General features: G+C 35.0%; 22 protein-coding genes. 8 read left to right on the top strand and 14 right to left on the bottom strand.

The annotated features are described in order from the left end of the window. Window positions 1–3 precede the first annotated feature (3 nt). The 5 genes from WBG21_RS02565 to WBG21_RS02545 form a co-directional block, all read right to left on the bottom strand. The gene (locus tag WBG21_RS02565; protein ID WP_340074498.1) at window positions 4–399 is read right to left on the bottom strand and encodes a nucleoside triphosphate pyrophosphohydrolase family protein; all 396 of its coding nucleotides are present in this window, start codon (window positions 397–399) and stop codon (window positions 4–6) included. 205 nt (window positions 400–604) lie between these two features. After that, window positions 605–1,021, bottom strand: coding sequence for a hypothetical protein (locus WBG21_RS02560; protein WP_340074496.1), 417 nt, complete (start codon window positions 1,019–1,021; stop codon window positions 605–607). Continuing rightward, entirely contained in the window at window positions 1,021–1,233 is a 213-nt protein-coding gene (locus tag WBG21_RS02555; protein WP_340074494.1) for a hypothetical protein, read from the bottom strand. Before WBG21_RS02555 ends, WBG21_RS02560 begins: the two co-directional genes overlap by 1 nt. 132 nt (window positions 1,234–1,365) lie before the next feature. Beyond that, a complete protein-coding gene (locus WBG21_RS02550; protein ID WP_340074492.1) occupies window positions 1,366–1,953 on the bottom strand; it encodes a response regulator transcription factor in 588 nt (195 codons plus the stop codon). A 28-nt stretch (window positions 1,954–1,981) separates the two neighbouring features. Then, entirely contained in the window at window positions 1,982–2,251 is a 270-nt protein-coding gene (locus WBG21_RS02545) for a hypothetical protein (protein WP_340074490.1), read from the bottom strand. 95 nt (window positions 2,252–2,346) lie between these two features. On the opposite strand from WBG21_RS02545, the gene WBG21_RS02540 reads away from it, so the two are divergent. From WBG21_RS02540 to WBG21_RS02520, 5 genes are all read left to right on the top strand, one after another. Continuing rightward, a complete protein-coding gene (locus WBG21_RS02540; protein ID WP_340074488.1) occupies window positions 2,347–3,021 on the top strand; it encodes a S24 family peptidase in 675 nt (224 codons plus the stop codon). A gap of 12 nt (window positions 3,022–3,033) precedes the next feature. Continuing rightward, window positions 3,034–3,672 (top strand): DUF4468 domain-containing protein, encoded by a 639-nt coding sequence (locus tag WBG21_RS02535; protein WP_340074486.1) that lies wholly within the window; start codon window positions 3,034–3,036, stop codon window positions 3,670–3,672. A gap of 293 nt (window positions 3,673–3,965) precedes the next feature. Beyond that, on the top strand, window positions 3,966–5,108 hold the full coding sequence (locus tag WBG21_RS02530; protein WP_340074484.1) for a hypothetical protein: 1,143 nt from the start codon (window positions 3,966–3,968) through the stop codon (window positions 5,106–5,108). A 60-nt stretch (window positions 5,109–5,168) separates the two neighbouring features. Continuing rightward, window positions 5,169–5,645, top strand: a complete 477-nt coding sequence (locus tag WBG21_RS02525; protein ID WP_340074482.1) for a hypothetical protein — start codon at window positions 5,169–5,171, stop codon at window positions 5,643–5,645. A gap of 116 nt (window positions 5,646–5,761) precedes the next feature. Then, the gene (locus WBG21_RS02520) at window positions 5,762–5,992 is read left to right on the top strand and encodes a hypothetical protein (protein ID WP_340074480.1); all 231 of its coding nucleotides are present in this window, start codon (window positions 5,762–5,764) and stop codon (window positions 5,990–5,992) included. A gap of 37 nt (window positions 5,993–6,029) precedes the next feature. Here WBG21_RS02520 and WBG21_RS02515 read toward each other — a convergent pair whose 3' ends face one another. From WBG21_RS02515 to WBG21_RS02485, 7 genes are read right to left on the bottom strand one after another with little or no spacing between them, the layout of a single operon-like run. Next, window positions 6,030–6,701 (bottom strand): lycopene cyclase domain-containing protein, encoded by a 672-nt coding sequence (locus tag WBG21_RS02515; protein WP_340074478.1) that lies wholly within the window; start codon window positions 6,699–6,701, stop codon window positions 6,030–6,032. A 33-nt stretch (window positions 6,702–6,734) separates the two neighbouring features. Beyond that, entirely contained in the window at window positions 6,735–7,193 is a 459-nt protein-coding gene (locus tag WBG21_RS02510; RefSeq protein WP_340074476.1) for a sterol desaturase family protein, read from the bottom strand. A gap of 35 nt (window positions 7,194–7,228) precedes the next feature. Continuing rightward, the gene (locus tag WBG21_RS02505) at window positions 7,229–7,741 is read right to left on the bottom strand and encodes a hypothetical protein (protein WP_340074474.1); all 513 of its coding nucleotides are present in this window, start codon (window positions 7,739–7,741) and stop codon (window positions 7,229–7,231) included. Next, window positions 7,738–8,577: a phytoene/squalene synthase family protein gene (locus tag WBG21_RS02500; protein ID WP_340074472.1), complete on the bottom strand. Its 840-nt coding sequence runs from the start codon at window positions 8,575–8,577 to the stop codon at window positions 7,738–7,740. The genes WBG21_RS02505 and WBG21_RS02500 overlap by 4 nt, the downstream gene beginning before the upstream one ends. After that, entirely contained in the window at window positions 8,561–10,048 is a 1,488-nt protein-coding gene (locus tag WBG21_RS02495; protein WP_340074470.1) for a phytoene desaturase family protein, read from the bottom strand. Before WBG21_RS02495 ends, WBG21_RS02500 begins: the two co-directional genes overlap by 17 nt. A gap of 45 nt (window positions 10,049–10,093) precedes the next feature. Further along, a complete protein-coding gene (locus WBG21_RS02490) occupies window positions 10,094–10,993 on the bottom strand; it encodes a MerR family transcriptional regulator (protein WP_340074468.1) in 900 nt (299 codons plus the stop codon). Window positions 10,994–11,033: 40 nt separating this feature from the next. Next, on the bottom strand, window positions 11,034–11,693 hold the full coding sequence (locus WBG21_RS02485; protein WP_340074466.1) for a TrmH family RNA methyltransferase: 660 nt from the start codon (window positions 11,691–11,693) through the stop codon (window positions 11,034–11,036). 57 nt (window positions 11,694–11,750) lie between these two features. Here WBG21_RS02485 and WBG21_RS02480 point away from each other — a divergent pair, with 57 nt between their 5' ends. Further along, the gene (locus tag WBG21_RS02480) at window positions 11,751–12,437 is read left to right on the top strand and encodes an SIR2 family NAD-dependent protein deacylase (RefSeq protein WP_340074464.1); all 687 of its coding nucleotides are present in this window, start codon (window positions 11,751–11,753) and stop codon (window positions 12,435–12,437) included. Here WBG21_RS02480 and WBG21_RS02475 read toward each other — a convergent pair. Then, window positions 12,412–12,879 (bottom strand): heme-binding domain-containing protein, encoded by a 468-nt coding sequence (locus WBG21_RS02475; RefSeq protein ID WP_340074462.1) that lies wholly within the window; start codon window positions 12,877–12,879, stop codon window positions 12,412–12,414. The two genes, WBG21_RS02480 and WBG21_RS02475, sit on opposite strands and share 26 nt — an antisense overlap. A gap of 37 nt (window positions 12,880–12,916) precedes the next feature. On the opposite strand from WBG21_RS02475, the gene WBG21_RS02470 reads away from it, so the two are divergent. Beyond that, window positions 12,917–13,480: an adenylosuccinate lyase gene (locus tag WBG21_RS02470; RefSeq protein ID WP_340074460.1), complete on the top strand. Its 564-nt coding sequence runs from the start codon at window positions 12,917–12,919 to the stop codon at window positions 13,478–13,480. 65 nt (window positions 13,481–13,545) lie between these two features. Then, the gene (purB, locus tag WBG21_RS02465) at window positions 13,546–14,889 is read left to right on the top strand and encodes an adenylosuccinate lyase (RefSeq protein ID WP_340074459.1); all 1,344 of its coding nucleotides are present in this window, start codon (window positions 13,546–13,548) and stop codon (window positions 14,887–14,889) included. 56 nt (window positions 14,890–14,945) lie between these two features. On the opposite strand, the gene WBG21_RS02460 is transcribed toward purB, so the two are convergent. Beyond that, entirely contained in the window at window positions 14,946–15,488 is a 543-nt protein-coding gene (locus tag WBG21_RS02460) for a DUF4252 domain-containing protein (protein ID WP_340074457.1), read from the bottom strand. Between the last annotated feature and the right edge of the window lie 5 nt (window positions 15,489–15,493).

Below are 15,493 nucleotides of genomic sequence, written 5' to 3'. Positions count from 1 at the left end.
TACTTATTCTTTTGGGTTACTATGATATTTAAGTTCATTCCTGTCTAAGCTTTCCACAATAGCCACAGCCACAGCTGCCACCTGTATAACCTCCTTTCTCATTTCTGTATAACCTCCATTTTCCGGGTAGTTAAAATATGTTTCAAGACATGCTTTGTTAACCTCTCCAACTTCCTCGCCAAGAATGCTCAGCCATTCCATTGGCCGATGGTTCTGCTCTCCCCATTTTGTGTCTTGAGATAACCGCTCATCAATCACTTCACTTATTACTTTTGTTCCCTTGCGTTCCATATCATGGAATTCATAAAAACCCTTCATTTCTTTCCATAACACATCTATGTCGTCCCATGAAAACCCTTTGTTTAAGAGTTTCTTATTTACTTTTTCTACTATTCCCATTTGTTTCTAATGTATCTTTTAAGTGTATTATTTTCCTTCTTATAATACCATATACAGATTAGGAGATGTATCACTAACACAACTAAATATGCTATTATTAGTGATATTGTTTCATGGTTGTCTATATATTCAAAAAAGGGCTTCATGTTTTTGCTTAATGATGTTAATATTGTAATAGTCTTTTATTGTGTCTGCCGGCAACAGTTCATTTCCTAAAGAAAGTTCCTCTAATTTCAACTTTCTCTCTATCTTGTTCTCCTCCGGGGTGGAGAACTTCTGCATCAACAGCGATATTTTTAATAAGCGCTGTTTTTGAATCAGTGTAATCTGTAAGCTTGTTTTCATAATAGGTTCTCAATTCATTACGTTCTTTTTCTGAAATGTGTTTATTATCAGCCAGATACAGAAGCTGTTTCTTTAACTCGTCTATCTTCTCGTCTAATTCTGTTATCTGTGTCATTTTGTTCTCCTTAAAACTTACCTGCATCCGGGTTTCATCCGGATATATAATTGTATAGTCCATTTTCATTCCTCTCAAAAAAGCCTCATAAACCCTTAAACTTTCGTATGAATCACACTTAACCCCGAGCATTCCACTTCTATGAAAAATGGTATAGCCCATTAGCCTTTAAAGGTCATTATAAGCCGAGGCCTGTTCCCGTCAACAGCAATCTTTTTATAGTTGCTCCATGCCCTTAGCTCAGCAGTTGTAAGTTCTTCCCTTGCCACCCAGCTACCTTCCATGTCCTGATAAACTTCTTTGCCATTCACCGTATAGGCGCTTGTTTCTGTTGGTTGTATTCGTATGGCCATCTCTTGTATGTTTTTATTCATATTATATTTTAAAAGCCCGCCCCACTTTAATCAGAACGGGCCAAGAAATCTCGAAGCATTTGTGCTTACACTAATTAAAAAAGAAAGGAGTTAACCTGTTGGTTATCTTTATAAATGTTCTATCAGTATCCATTAGCTTATAATTTTGTGTCGAATAGCCAACCTCAAAAGCCCCGTTTTAGTATGCACCCCTACGGCTCTAAACAAATTTGCTTTATGAAAATCCAGGGTTTTATGAGATACTCCCAAAGCCGCTGCAATAGCCTTGTCGGGCAAATCGCCTATAAGGTCTATGATAACCAACTGCCGGGGAGTTAGGCTATAATTGCCTATGCGAATGTTCTTTGAATTCCACAAAAGGCTTGGGCAATCCCTTTTGTCACGAAAGTTTTCAGAAGGCGAAAGCTTGTCATTCATAATATCCGGAGTAGCATCCAGCTCTCCATACATATAATAGGTGTATAGCTCCACTTGCCTGTGCTGGTCGTCTGTAACTCCGGAAAGAAACTCAACCGCTTTATGATCTTTTAGGTAAGCTTCTTTTAAAAGTTCATAATACCTGGCAGGCAAATCTGTAAAGTAGTGGTTGCTCCCGTTTTGAAGCCAAAGCACATGCTTTGTTTTTCTTACGCCCACAAACTCTATATTAGAATCGTTAGGCATTACCCCTGCAATTTGGGGGTGCTTGTTAAAAGTTGTAATTTTGCTCGTGTTAATCATCGCTTAAAATTTTAGTGATTAATAATATTTAAGAGTCCGTAGTTGCCGCTACGGATTTTTTTGTTAGTATTTCCTCTCTGAGTTCCAAATTTTTTAATTTTCTCTCAACAGCACTAAATATTGCTTCTTCAATAATGTCATGATGCTTTCCATTCATTACATTGATTATCATTGTAGAAGAATGCTCTTCACCATTTTTATTAAGAATATTGGCTAATTTCAACTCCTCCTTAATTGCAGCAACATAGTGGCCGCCCAATATCTTCTTAATCTGTTTTTTTTGCTTTATAGTAATCATAGAAAGACCCTATTTGTTTATTTAATAAATGGTGCTATCTTGGTGACGATTTAATGATGCTAAGATAGAGAAAAAAGTTTCGATTTTGCAAATTAATGGTGAAAAAAGTTTCTAACATAAAAGAAAGGATAAGAAAAATAGCTGAAAACACTGGGCTTACAAAAGAAGTCTTTTTTAGAAAAATTGGTGCCACCTCGGCTAATTTTAGAGGAAAAAAGTTAGAAACTGGTGTTAATTCCGAGTTGATAGAGAAAATAGTTTCGCTTTATCCTAACATAAACTTGCATTGGTTGTTAACCGGAGTAGGGGATATGGAGCAGCAAACTTTAAATGAGCCATCTGAAACATATTTAAATTCATACATAAACCCTATTCCGTTAATTCCTATTGATGCTGTTGCCGGCCTGGGTAATGGTGAAATTCAGATTCAACAGGAAGACATTATTGACAATTATATTATTCCCGAGTTTCACAGAAAGGGAGTTGAATATATCATTAGGGTGGGGGGAAATAGTATGTCTCCAACTTATGATAGCGGAAACCTGATTGGATGCAAAACAATAAACGACCGGAGTTTTTTTCAATGGGGAAGGGTTTATGTTTTAGATACAGACCAGGGAGTAATGGTAAAACGGTTGTTTCCTGTTAAAGATCGTGATGATGTTGTGGAGTGCCGTTCGGATAATAAAGAAAACTATCCTCCTTTTATTATCAATAAAGATTCAATTTATAAAATAGCCATTGTTGTAGGCGCTCTTAAGATAGAATAAATTATGAGAAACATGCATAAGTTATTTGGATTTGCATTTTTACTGATATCAAGTTTTAGTTTTGCCCAATTCAAAATTGATTCATTAAATGGAAACGTAAAGTTTATAAAGGTTTACACAGTAGCAGATACTTCTAAAAAAGCTATATACCAAAAATGTAAAGAGTGGGTAGCAATTAACTTTAAAGATTCCAACTCCGTAATAAAATTAGATACCAAAGATAAAATTTTAGTAAAAGGACTGTTTGACATTAATTACATAAGCAACGGCTACCCCATAACCTCAAATGTTGATTTTGTGATGTCTGTTTCTTTTAAAGATGGTAGATATAAATTACAAATGGATAATTTTATTATTGTTAACAATGTTAATGGACAGATAGTTAAAACCCCAATAAATAACTATAATCCCTCCATGTCGTATGAAGAATACAAAGAACGTCTCTTGAAACAAGCGGAGGAACAAACAGACGAGTTTATCAAAAAAGCAACCTACAAAATACTTCAAAATGAAAAACAATTAAGAAAATCCTATGATGAAACAGTAGAGGTTAGCAAAAATATATTAGGGGAAGTAAAAACTGAAATTGAGAATACATTTGTTTCTCTAAACAATTATGTAAACAAAAATTCAGATGATGAAGATTGGTAGTATTAAATTAACTTTTAAGCTAACTGACACCAAAAATAAAGGGCTGTCTGCTGATATATATAAACTATTAAAATGCGACAACTTCCCAAAAACTTCCCAAAAGAGAATTAAAAGTATTGATTATCAGTACAATAAATATGTAAAATGAATCCTGCCGAGGTCACAAAATAAATAATTTAATCAGAAAAACGCCGAGATTACTCGAGCGTTTTTTCATTTTAAAAAGTTATCCCTTCCTATTAATTTTTTAAATTCAGTATCTTTCCACATCAAAAAATCCTTTGCTAAAGTTCATGAAATATCTATTTCTCTTTTTTCTTATTTTCTTATCTATAAATTGTAAAAACAAAACAACTACAACAGAAAATAATCCTTCGATTTCTAAAGAAGTTGTCAGCAGTGACCATACAGACATTATTTTTGACCCTTCACTAACTCCAGATGAATGGATTTACACAATATGGCTCAATCAATTTGGGGAACACCCTGAGGAACTATTAGGTTTTGTAAACCTTGCATCACTAGGTGAGGATGCATACGAATTGTTTTTTGTTATTAAAAACATTGAAAAAACCAGCTATTATACGCTCATCAGAAATGACAGTGGCACTTATGATCTAAGCGAAATCCCAACCGCTGCCAATTCATGGATCAATACTTATGGGCAATCTTCATTTGCTAACGTGTATATATATGAGTTAATTGAGAAAGATATAAATTTTGATGGTATCAAAGAACTTTTGGTAGCCACTGAAATAAACGGTATGACAGAGGCTGCTGATGGCATGCGCCCTTTTAAAAAAGTTCAATTTGATGTGTTTTCGGTAGCACAGAACAAGGTTACACATAACGAAGCTTTGACTACTGAGTTTAATGAGATAAATGGCGTGAAAATCAATGAGGATTCAAACCTGAGTGTTCATGAGTTCTTGAGTCAAAAATATTATATGCCTATCAGTACTGATTATGAACAAGAAAAAATAGAAATGCTTTTGAACGATATGGATGTTCTTACACAAAACATGAACAATCTTGAAAATGAATTTCAACCCGTACGGAAAAAAAGTGATGGAAAATTCGTTGTTGATTTAGGATTGAATTTTTATGAGTGCTATTTTATCCCTCATAAAAACAACTTTGAAATATATGAATTGGATTCATATGACTATCCTATTTTTTACCGTTCTGATCATGGAATTGAGGTCTCCCGTATTCTCAATATTAAAGTTGAAGGTGTACAGGTTGCAATAAACCTAGAGAAAATTTATCATCAAGATGAACATACAAATGCATACGATACAGAACCAGAACCTTCTTTTTATTTATATTTCCAACATATTGCCGGCAAATGGGTTTTACAGTATGAAAAAAACTATTTGATGATGAAAAAAGATTCTGAGAGTTTGATGGTCATTGACTCTAATGAAGGGCAATAATTATTATTTATGCAAGTTTATTATACTCTATAAACAGATTTATAATTGGAATACAAACTAATGAAATATTTATTTTTTGTCCTTTCGGTAATCTCATATGCTTCAATCTATTCACAAGAACTCATTAAGCTCTCTGAAAATAATCTACAATTTAGAACTCCGAAAACAATAATGGCCTACGATACCGGGGAAGAAAATGTATATGGTTATGAAAATGATTTTTACTCAGTGGATATTGAGGCGATCCCTTTTCATGAATCGTCTGAAGAGTTTATAGCTGATATTAGGTACGCTGCTTATGAAGTTGCCGCCCTCATGGGAATTAATAATATACAGGAAGGTGGTTTTATCCCTAGTATAGCAAATGGGTTTTATATTATAGGTGAAGACATTGATATAGATGGCAGTAACTATCCTATTATTGTTTTAGTTATTATGGACATCTCTAAAAAGATTGCTTATGAGATTACCATCGATTGCTACGATAAAAATATTGATACTGGTATTGCAATTGTCCAAAGCTTCCAATTCTATTGAAAATTACTTTAAAAAAATTCATCCCTAATACGAAGGTTCTTATCCCTAAATAGTTATCATATTGCATTCCTTATTTCTTTTCATCCGATTTTTGAAAAAATTTAATTCATCAAATCATGAAAAGCTTCTTTTTTAAATCCAACAAATACAAAAACAACATCTTAGGACTATTCATCATAGTACTTTTCAATTTCTATGCGACAGAAGTAACTGCTCAAAAAGAAGAGGTTAAAGTTATCTTGGAAAGCTTTGTAGAAAGTTATAAGACAGACCCTATGGCACTTACTGCAACATTCGGTATCCAAATTGGAGATGATTGGTGGCACGTAAAAGCGAAGAGAAAATAGGAGATTTATCTTTATAAAGATCTTAAAAAGTATTCATTTATTTTTCGGCTTTCTTCTTAACTCTCTCATAAGCCCATACTACCATCAAAAGCATTAATAAATTATAAATACTATCTTCAATCGGGATGGTAAACACTCGAAGGCCTATAAACTCTTCCGGATTATAATTAACCACCGCTTCTGAAGTATGACCGCCTGTAAGCACACCATTCACTAATAAAAATGGGAACCATATAATGAGGTACATCAATAAAAACCTGCCTTTCCATAGAGGGTTTTTATAGATGAAAAATAATAGTACAATTGCTGTAGCTATAGATGTAACGAATGTATATAACTGTTGATGGTAAACAGATGCCAAAAGAATCAAAAAACTACTTAGCAATAAAAAAAATGGACGAGCTGCTTTATTTAAAAAGTCTTTTTTTATGGTATAGTTCAGAACTTCATAAACAAAAACACAGCAAAAAGGGATAATAATAAAAAATAGCCATTCCTCTATGGGCAACAAAAAGAATTTATAACCAGAGATATACTTGTCATTAAACCACCAAACACCTTCATGTGTAAACCATACATCCCAGGGGATAAAAATGGCCATCATAAACACAATGGCAGTGAACAATGGTTTCCATTTTTTATAAAAGGATATTCTGTGTTCAAAGCTTTGAATCAAAGGGCCTGCTAAAGAAGCTAGCAACAATCCCAAGTACAGGTATTTGCTCTCTAAAAAACCGATAGTTTACTTTTTATGTTCCTTCATTTCGTTTGCAAAAAACCGCATTGGAACGAGTAACATCCCAAAACATTCCCCGTCTTCTTTTCCCAAGTGCTTGTGGTGCACTTTGTGTGCCCTTCGAATAGCGCGAAAATAGAAGTTATCTGTTTTCCGAAGCCATTTAAACCGTTGATGTATAAACACATCATGTACCAAAAAGTAACAAAATCCATAAACAGTGATGCCAACTCCTACAGGCAGCACATAAGCAACTCCAAAAAGAGTACCTAATAAAATGCATACCATCCCAGGAATGGCAAAAATGAGAAAAAATGCATCATTCTTTTCAAAAAAAGAGGTGTTGGTATGAGTGTGGTGATCCTCATGCAATAACCACAAAAACCCATGCATGATATATTTATGTGTAAACCAAGCTACAAATTCCATAAAGAAAAAAGTGGCTATAAAAATTAAAATAAACATGGTATTTATGTTTTTATATTTACTATTTAGTTAATTTACTTCAAATGCCTGTCTATTGCTTCCAGATCCATACGTTGTTCATCAGACAAATACTTGCCTGCAATCAGGTTATTTATAAACGTATGTTTCCATTGTATTGTTATTTCTCGGTCATCTATATGTTCCATAAAAAATTGAATGTCTTCCGATATATTTTTATGATATCCTAATATAGGAGGCACATTTAATTGCACTAATAATCTAAGATAGCGGAGCTCTATATTTCCAGAATCCATTGAAATAGCCTTTTCAATCTTTAATTTTCCCCGCTTAAAATGATTTAACTTGGCAGTAGGGAAAAAAACATGTTTCGCTAACATAGCCTCACTTACCCCTTTATACCCCATAGTAACAAAATCATCCGAATCTGAATTTAGAGAGACTATCGCCTCAAGTTTTTCTTCCGAAGACATCCCTTGATGAAAAAGTGTCCGGACATCCTCTTTTTTAATAGTATAGCTGTTCATGAGCAGTACACCAATGATAGTATAATATAGGGCTGATTTCATACAAGGTTGAGCTTTATATTGAAGTAAGATTTGACTAAAAGGCTTAATTTAATAGGGTTACTTACCCGAATGCGTGAATCCATAATATGCTCTGTTGGGGTTCTTTTTAGTTTATGGAGCAATTTCTTATAATATATAAATGCTGTATATACGCCAAATTTAGAGCTTTTTGGCAACTTTACGATTCCTTTATAGGCTTCTCTAAAATCTTCTTCAATTTCAGCTATAATTACCTGTTTTGACTCAAAGCTCAAATTATTCAAGTCTACATTCGGAAAATAGCTTCTGTTTAATATTTCAATATCACTTTTAAGATCCCTCAAAAAGTTTACTTTTTGAAATGCCGAACCCAAACGCATAGCACTCTCTTTTAATGCTTCATATTTTTCAGCATCGCCATTTACAAAAACTTTTAAACACATCAAGCCTACTACATCTGCAGAACCGTAAATATAGGTTTCATAATCTGACCTGTTTACATAATCTCCTTGAACTAAATCCATTCGCATGCTCTTTAGAAAAGCATCCACCAAATGACGGTCAATATGGTATTCTTTTACAGTTTGTTGAAACGAATTGAGAATCGGGTTCAAACTAATGCCCATTTCCAATGCTTCATAAAAATCCTCTTCAAATTTGTCAAGTAAATATTTCTTGTCCCATTCGTGAAAGGTGTCTACAATTTCATCTGCAAAACGGACAAATCCATATATATTATGAATAGCTTGGCGTATTGATGGTGCCAGCATACGAACTGCTAATGAGAACGATGTGCTATAGGTAGCGGTTACTTTTTTGCTACATGCATGTGATATTTTATTATACAACGGATCCATATGCTTTAATATTGGTTTCTTGTTTAATTATCAGCTCTGCGGTTATTTTTCCTGATATCAATGCAGGAGGAACTCCCGGACCGGGAACAGTAAGTTGCCCTGTGAAAAATAAATTCTTCACCTTTTTACTTTTAATCTTAGGCCTTAGAAAGGCTGTTTGCCTTAATGTATTTGCCATACCATATGCATTACCTTTATATGAGTTATAATCCCGCTTAAAATCGGTAACGCAATAGGACTCTTTAAAAATAATATGTTCTTTTAATGACTGCTTTGTGTGTTTTTCCAATCGATTCATTACCATATCAAAATACATGGTACGCTTCTCTTCACTATCCGTTAAATCGGGTGCCAGTGGTATAAGAAAACATGCGCACTCTTTTCCTTCCGGAGCAACCATAGCATCTGTCATGCTAGGGAAACTTGTATAAAACAATGGATCAGATGGCCATTCAGGCGTGTCATATATTTCTTTGGCGTGGACATCAAAATCCTTATCAAAGAATAAATTATGGTGCTGTAAATTTTCTAGTTTTTTATCAAACCCTACATAATACAATAGCGCTGAAGGTGCAAAAGTTCTATTGTCCCAATATTTTTCTGAATATCCCCGTAAATTTTTAGGCAGTAAGGTTTCTGTATGATGATAATCTGCACCGCTCAACACTACATCAGTATATACTTCCTCTCCATTAACTTTTATCCCTACCGCTGTATTACCATCTACCAGTATTTCATCAATATTAGAATCTACTTCATACTTTACACCTAGTTCTTCTCCCAGCGCATGCATGGCTTTTACCACTTCGTACATGCCCCCTATAGGATACCATGTTCCCAGCACTAAATCAGCATAATTCATGAAGTTGTAAAAAGCAGGGGTATCTTGTGGTTTAGCACCTAAGAACAATACCGGAAACTCTAATATTTTTATCAGCCGTTTACTTTTAAAACGCCTTCGTACCTCTCTTCGGATGTTAGTAAAAAACTGTCCAACATTCACAATTGTTTTGGGCGTAATGAGCTCAACAGGAGACACTCCAGGTTTATATACAAGGTCCTTTATAGCTACTTCGTAGTTATAATGTGCTTCTTTTATAAAAGAAGTTAATTTTTTAGCACTTCCCTTCTCTTCTTTTTCAAAAAGGGCAGTAATAGCCTCTATAGAATCAGGGATTTCGATAGGAGCTCCTTCATCAAAAAAAACTTTATAAGCAGGATTTAATCTAACTAGGTGATAATAGTCTTTGGGCGATTTTCCGAAATCGTTAAAAAACCGCTCGAAAACATCAGGCATCCAATACCAACTAGGACCCATATCAAACCGAAATCCTTCTTTTTCTAATATTCTAGCACGTCCTCCCAGGGTTTTGTTTTTCTCATAAACAGTTATTTCATTACCCTTTTTGGCAAGATAACATGCAGCAGCGAGTGAAGAAAACCCAGACCCTATGATTGCTATTTTTTTCATTTTGTTTAAACAAATTAAATGTAATTTAAACGAATAAGCAATTTTTTATACTTTATTTAGCAAATCCTGTATAGCATTAAATTTGGTGATATACTTCCAATCGGGGGGCATAACAATGTTTTCTGTTTTTCTTCCCAATATCCAAAGCTCATTATTGGCAGGCAACAGAAGCTCCTCATTCATTTCTTTTAAATATACTAAAATATCCTCTAATATGGGCTGAACAGTAAAATAACTTATAAAACATATTCTTTTATGGCTATCTTGCACAGTCTTCAAATTGTCTATAGGCACACTTGGCCCTAAATAGATAGAGCGATATCCTTTTACCAATAATTCATAATGAATGTATAACAGTCCTAGTTCATGTGTTTCATTTACGGGAAGATATAGCACATATGTTTTGTCGGTATGCACAGGAGCTATTTTTTGCGCCCTTTCAATATTCACATGTAGTTTTTGCATGATAAGGTTCGTGATGAACCGCTCATGAGCAGGAATAATAGCGTCTGACTGCCATTGCAACCCTATATTGTGTAAAATTGGAACGAACACCTCCAGAAAAACAGTCCTGAAAGAAGTATCTGCTACTAATTGATTGTAGGTCTGCTCAAAAAGGGACTGATCAAAATTGAGCATTGCCATCTTAAGCAACGCAACCGAATGATCAGGGTTCTCATTTTTTGACACGTGCTCTCTAACCTTGGATTGCAACTCATGCTTATCATATTTTGCAATCTTTGAGATTTTAACCCCTGCATTATACAAAAGTGTCACGTTTAAAAGTTTTTGCAAGCTTTTAACGTCATAGTACCTGATATTTGAATCCGTTCTGCTTGGAGTAAGTATATTGTACCGTTTTTCCCATATCCGGATCGTATGTGCTTTTATGCCGGAAAGGTTTTCTAAGTCTTTTATAGAGAATTTCGTGATTATATTGTTCAAAATAATTTAAATAATATTAAACAAATATAATTATTTTGATTTAATTTATAGAATCAAGATATCGAGAAAGTATTTGATCAATACTTTTTATAGATTTTTTTGTCCAGTCCAATTGTTTTTCAAATTGTTCTGTTTCAGAAAGCTGCCAATCTATGTCCGACTTTCTTAGTTTTACAGTCAATGTATGCAAGATAACTGCTACGCAAACGGATATGTTAAGACTTTCTGTAAATCCGACCATTGGTATTTTTAAAAACCCATCGGCTGTTTTGATAATTTCTTTAGATAATCCTTCCTTTTCTGTCCCGAAGAAAAAAGCACTTCTTTCAGTTTCATCAAAATCATCCAACATGCAGAAATCTGTATGGGGAGTTGTTGCAATAATTTGATAATCCTTTTCTTTTAAAGAAGCAATACAATCAGCTGTTGATGGATATCTATAGACGTCTACCCATTGTTGAGCTCCCATGGCTATGTTTTTGTCCAAACGCTTTCCATACCGGGCTTCTACAATATGCACATCCTGAATACCAAAAACATCACAACTTCTAATAACAGCACTCGTGTTGTGTAGTTGATATACATCTTCCATAGCTACTGTAAAATGACGTGTCCTTTGTGAAAGAACATCTACAAATTTTTGCTTACGTCCTTCTGTAATAAAATCTTCCAGGTATGTTAACAGCTTCTTATCGTCCATTTAAAAGCTTCATTTATTCAAAGATAGACGTTATCTTGCGTTTGCAAAAACGTATTTATGGAACATGTCGTAGTACTTAGTGGAGCCGGAATCAGTGCTGAGAGTGGCCTTAAAACTTTTAGGGATGCCGATGGATTATGGGAAGGACATGATATTATGGAGGTAGCTTCTCCTATAGGTTGGCAAAAAAATCCCGAATTGGTACTCGATTTTTACAATCAACGAAGGCGACAGTTATTAAAAGTTACTCCTAATAAGGCACATACTGCCTTGGCGCAGCTCCAAGAACAATACAACGTAACCGTCATTACACAAAATGTAGATGATCTGCATGAGCGTGCAGGGAGCAATCATGTGCTACACTTACACGGGGAACTACTGAAAGCCAGAAGTTCCTATAATGAAAGCTTAATTTATGAATGGCAGAAAGATATTTGCTTAGGGGATGTATGCGAACAAAACCATCAATTGCGACCGCACATTGTATGGTTTGGAGAAGCGGTGCCCATGCTAGAAGTGGCTGCCGAGATAGTTGAAAAAGCTTCTGTTTTAATTATTGTGGGCACTTCCATGCAGGTATACCCTGCTGCCAGTTTAGTACATTATACCAAAAATGACATCCCTATTTATTTTGTAGACCCTAAGCCTTCAGTAAATGAGCAAGATTTTCCTAACCTTCACATTATTCCTGACGTAGCTACCAAAGGCGTCCCAAAAGCTATTGCACATCTATCTGATAAATAAAACGAAGGTTGGCAGCCCAATCTGTAAGTGCTTTTATTTGCACATCGGTCAGTTTAGACTCTTGGTGCATCCATAGATATGAACTCAAAGGCATTTCATGTACTTTTACCTCCTCAATCAATTCTTCCATTTTATGTGCTTTTCTTTTGGGTGAATAGGTTCCCCATTCTGAAAAGTTCAAATGTTTTTTACCGTCCTTAACATGATCGGCTAACCAATAAGAAACCGGGGCAATATTGTTGTACCAAGGATAATTGGTATGATTGGAGTGGCAATCATAACAAGAAGTTCTTAATATAGACTGGATATTAGCCGGTGGCTTTGTACTTATAATGATATCTGTTGCCGGCATCACATCACTTATGTTTTTTTCCGGACGGATGAATTGCATCCCGATAAAAACTATTAATAATCCGATCAATACTTTTTTAATAACCTGCATCTCTTTAAATTTAATACGCTAAAAATACTAAAAAAGAATGACCGTTGCAGCGTTTTACAAAGAGCTTGAATCTTTAAAAGCTTATCGGGAAACAAGACTAAGGCTTGCCAATACTGTTCTTAATAATAGCGCACTGTTTGCTCCTTTATTAGATAAATGTTATGATTTTGATGACCCTATCTCCAGCAGGGCATGCTGGATATTGGAGTTTGTATGCAATGAGGGGTTGGACTGGCTAATTCCTTGTCTCGACACGTTTACCAAAAACCTTGTTTCTTTCAAATTGGACTCTTCCATACGCCCTATGGCAAAAATCTGTCAAATGCTCATCAAAAGTTATTTTAGTAAAACTCCTTCTATGTTAAAGCAACGATTGACAGAAAAACACCTAGAAAAAATCACCGAAGCATGTTTCGATTGGCTTATCAATGACGAAAAAGTAGCTGCTAAAGCCTACTCCATTTATGCTTTATACGAATTGGGCAAAAAATATGATTGGATCCATCCCGAACTACAAATTGTACTCGAACAAAATATAACGGAGCATTCACCTGCTTACAAAACCGCTGCAAAAAAAGTATTGAAACAGCTTGTTAAATAATCCATTACCACCTTTCCTTTTTAATTATAGATACGGTATCTTTGAGGTTTTTAAAACACGGTACGATGTCACTCACTACGTTAAATGCCATTTCTCCAATTGATGGGCGTTATAGAAACAAAACACAATCACTTGCTGCTTATTTTTCGGAAGAAGCGCTTATAAAATATCGTGTCCGTGTAGAAGTAGAATACTTTATCGCTTTGTGCCAAGTTCCCTTACCACAACTGGAAACATTTGACACCAACTTGTTTGAAGGTTTAAGGGCTTTGTACCTGCATTTCACTACAGAAGATGCCCTAGTCATTAAAGAAATTGAAAAAACAACCAATCACGATGTAAAAGCGGTAGAGTATTTTATAAAAGACAAGTTTGATGCTTTAAACATCCCTAAATATAAAGAGTTTATCCACTTTGGACTTACCTCACAAGACATTAATAACACAGCGGTTCCATTATCGCTAAAAGAAAGTATCCAACAGGTGTACCTTCCTGCGTTGGACACACTTATCGAAAAGTTAAAAATACTGGCTGTAAATTGGACAACTGTCCCTATGCTTGCAAGAACACATGGCCAACCTGCTTCGCCCACCCGGTTAGGAAAGGAGTTAGAAGTTTTTGTAACGCGTATTGAAGAGCAATTGAAATTACTGCAACAAATTCCATATGCGGCAAAATTCGGCGGGGCTACCGGAAATTTTAATGCCCATAAAGTAGCCTATCCTTCTGTATATTGGCGAATGTTTGGAAAACAATTCGTAGAAGAACAATTAGGTTTGCATCATTCTTTCCCTACCACACAAATTGAGCATTATGATCATTTAGCAGCCATTTTTGATACCATGAAACGTATCAATACAATTCTTATTGACCTTGATCGTGATTTTTGGACCTATATTTCCATGGATTATTTCAAGCAAAAAATCAAAAAGGGTGAAGTAGGCTCCTCGGCAATGCCCCATAAAGTAAACCCTATCGATTTTGAAAACTCGGAAGGTAACTTAGGAATTGCCAATGCTATTTTTGAACATTTATCAGCGAAACTCCCTGTTTCTCGATTGCAACGTGATTTGACAGATAGTACGGTATTACGAAACATTGGTGTGCCTATCGGTCATTCTATAATTGGTTTCGAAGCTACACTTAAAGGTTTAAATAAGTTATTACTAAACGAACCCCAAATTCAAAAGGACCTGGAAAATAATTGGGCCGTAGTAGCTGAAGCCATCCAGACAATTTTGCGAAGGGAAGGCTATCCGGAACCATACGAGGCTTTAAAAGGGCTTACCCGGACGAATGAAAAAATCACCAAACAATCTATTGCTGCTTTCATTGATACACTGGAAGTTTCTGATGCTGTAAGGATGGAGCTTAAAAACATTACCCCAAGCAATTATACTGGAGTATAAATAAAAACGCTGCTCCATATGGAGCAGCGTTTTGCCATTCTTTCCGTATATCATTTTTACATTCCGAGAAAACCTTTTATCTCATTTAACCCTTCTCCATCTACATTTGCCTTGTCTAATGCTTGTACTAAGGCAACAATATTTTCAGGTTTCATTTTATTGCCCAATACCCTCACTACTGCAAAGCCATATTGATTATCGCTCCCATAAACAATTACCTCATCAATAGCATCTTCTTTTCCAAGATATTTTACCGTTGCTTTAGCAGTTCCGCTATTGAACTTCATTAAATCCTGATACTTTGGGTTTTTAAGGATTTCTTTGATTTTTGTTTTTTCTGCTTCATAATCAGCTTTGTTATCCTCTTGAACCCTAAAAGCAAGAATATTCATTTTTTTAATAGACTCGTAGGCTTCTTTTTGACCTTCATTAAGATCAACTTCTGAAAGATTTAGCAAACTGGCCGGAACATCAATGACCAAGAAATCTTTGTCTTCTGAATTTTCCACAAAATACTCCTGAAGGCTCTGTCCGCCATTACAAGAAGTCAAAAACAGTGCCGCAATCAGTACACTGAAAAAATACGCTAATGATTTCATCTTTA

The sequence above is a fragment of the Leptobacterium meishanense genome, assembly GCF_037645805.1.
In the GTDB taxonomy this organism is placed as follows: domain Bacteria; phylum Bacteroidota; class Bacteroidia; order Flavobacteriales; family Flavobacteriaceae; genus Leptobacterium_A; species Leptobacterium_A meishanense.
This window is presented reverse-complemented; position numbering and strand designations above follow the sequence as displayed.

Coding starts and splice junctions, on each gene's coding strand:
- WBG21_RS02565 (WP_340074498.1), bottom strand. CDS start 399: ATGGGAATAGTAGAAAAAGTAAATAAGAAACTCTTAAACAAAGGGTTT.
- WBG21_RS02560 (WP_340074496.1), bottom strand. CDS start 1,021: ATGGGCTATACCATTTTTCATAGAAGTGGAATGCTCGGGGTTAAGTGT.
- WBG21_RS02555 (WP_340074494.1), bottom strand. CDS start 1,233: ATGAATAAAAACATACAAGAGATGGCCATACGAATACAACCAACAGAA.
- WBG21_RS02550 (WP_340074492.1), bottom strand. CDS start 1,953: ATGATTAACACGAGCAAAATTACAACTTTTAACAAGCACCCCCAAATT.
- WBG21_RS02545 (WP_340074490.1), bottom strand. CDS start 2,251: ATGATTACTATAAAGCAAAAAAAACAGATTAAGAAGATATTGGGCGGC.
- WBG21_RS02540 (WP_340074488.1), top strand. CDS start 2,347: ATGGTGAAAAAAGTTTCTAACATAAAAGAAAGGATAAGAAAAATAGCT.
- WBG21_RS02535 (WP_340074486.1), top strand. CDS start 3,034: ATGCATAAGTTATTTGGATTTGCATTTTTACTGATATCAAGTTTTAGT.
- WBG21_RS02530 (WP_340074484.1), top strand. CDS start 3,966: ATGAAATATCTATTTCTCTTTTTTCTTATTTTCTTATCTATAAATTGT.
- WBG21_RS02525 (WP_340074482.1), top strand. CDS start 5,169: ATGAAATATTTATTTTTTGTCCTTTCGGTAATCTCATATGCTTCAATC.
- WBG21_RS02520 (WP_340074480.1), top strand. CDS start 5,762: ATGAAAAGCTTCTTTTTTAAATCCAACAAATACAAAAACAACATCTTA.
- WBG21_RS02510 (WP_340074476.1), bottom strand. CDS start 7,193: ATGTTTATTTTAATTTTTATAGCCACTTTTTTCTTTATGGAATTTGTA.
- WBG21_RS02505 (WP_340074474.1), bottom strand. CDS start 7,741: ATGAAATCAGCCCTATATTATACTATCATTGGTGTACTGCTCATGAAC.
- WBG21_RS02500 (WP_340074472.1), bottom strand. CDS start 8,577: ATGGATCCGTTGTATAATAAAATATCACATGCATGTAGCAAAAAAGTA.
- WBG21_RS02495 (WP_340074470.1), bottom strand. CDS start 10,048: ATGAAAAAAATAGCAATCATAGGGTCTGGGTTTTCTTCACTCGCTGCT.
- WBG21_RS02485 (WP_340074466.1), bottom strand. CDS start 11,693: ATGGACGATAAGAAGCTGTTAACATACCTGGAAGATTTTATTACAGAA.
- WBG21_RS02480 (WP_340074464.1), top strand. CDS start 11,751: ATGGAACATGTCGTAGTACTTAGTGGAGCCGGAATCAGTGCTGAGAGT.
- WBG21_RS02475 (WP_340074462.1), bottom strand. CDS start 12,879: ATGCAGGTTATTAAAAAAGTATTGATCGGATTATTAATAGTTTTTATC.
- WBG21_RS02470 (WP_340074460.1), top strand. CDS start 12,917: ATGACCGTTGCAGCGTTTTACAAAGAGCTTGAATCTTTAAAAGCTTAT.
- purB (WP_340074459.1), top strand. CDS start 13,546: ATGTCACTCACTACGTTAAATGCCATTTCTCCAATTGATGGGCGTTAT.
- WBG21_RS02460 (WP_340074457.1), bottom strand. CDS start 15,488: ATGAAATCATTAGCGTATTTTTTCAGTGTACTGATTGCGGCACTGTTT.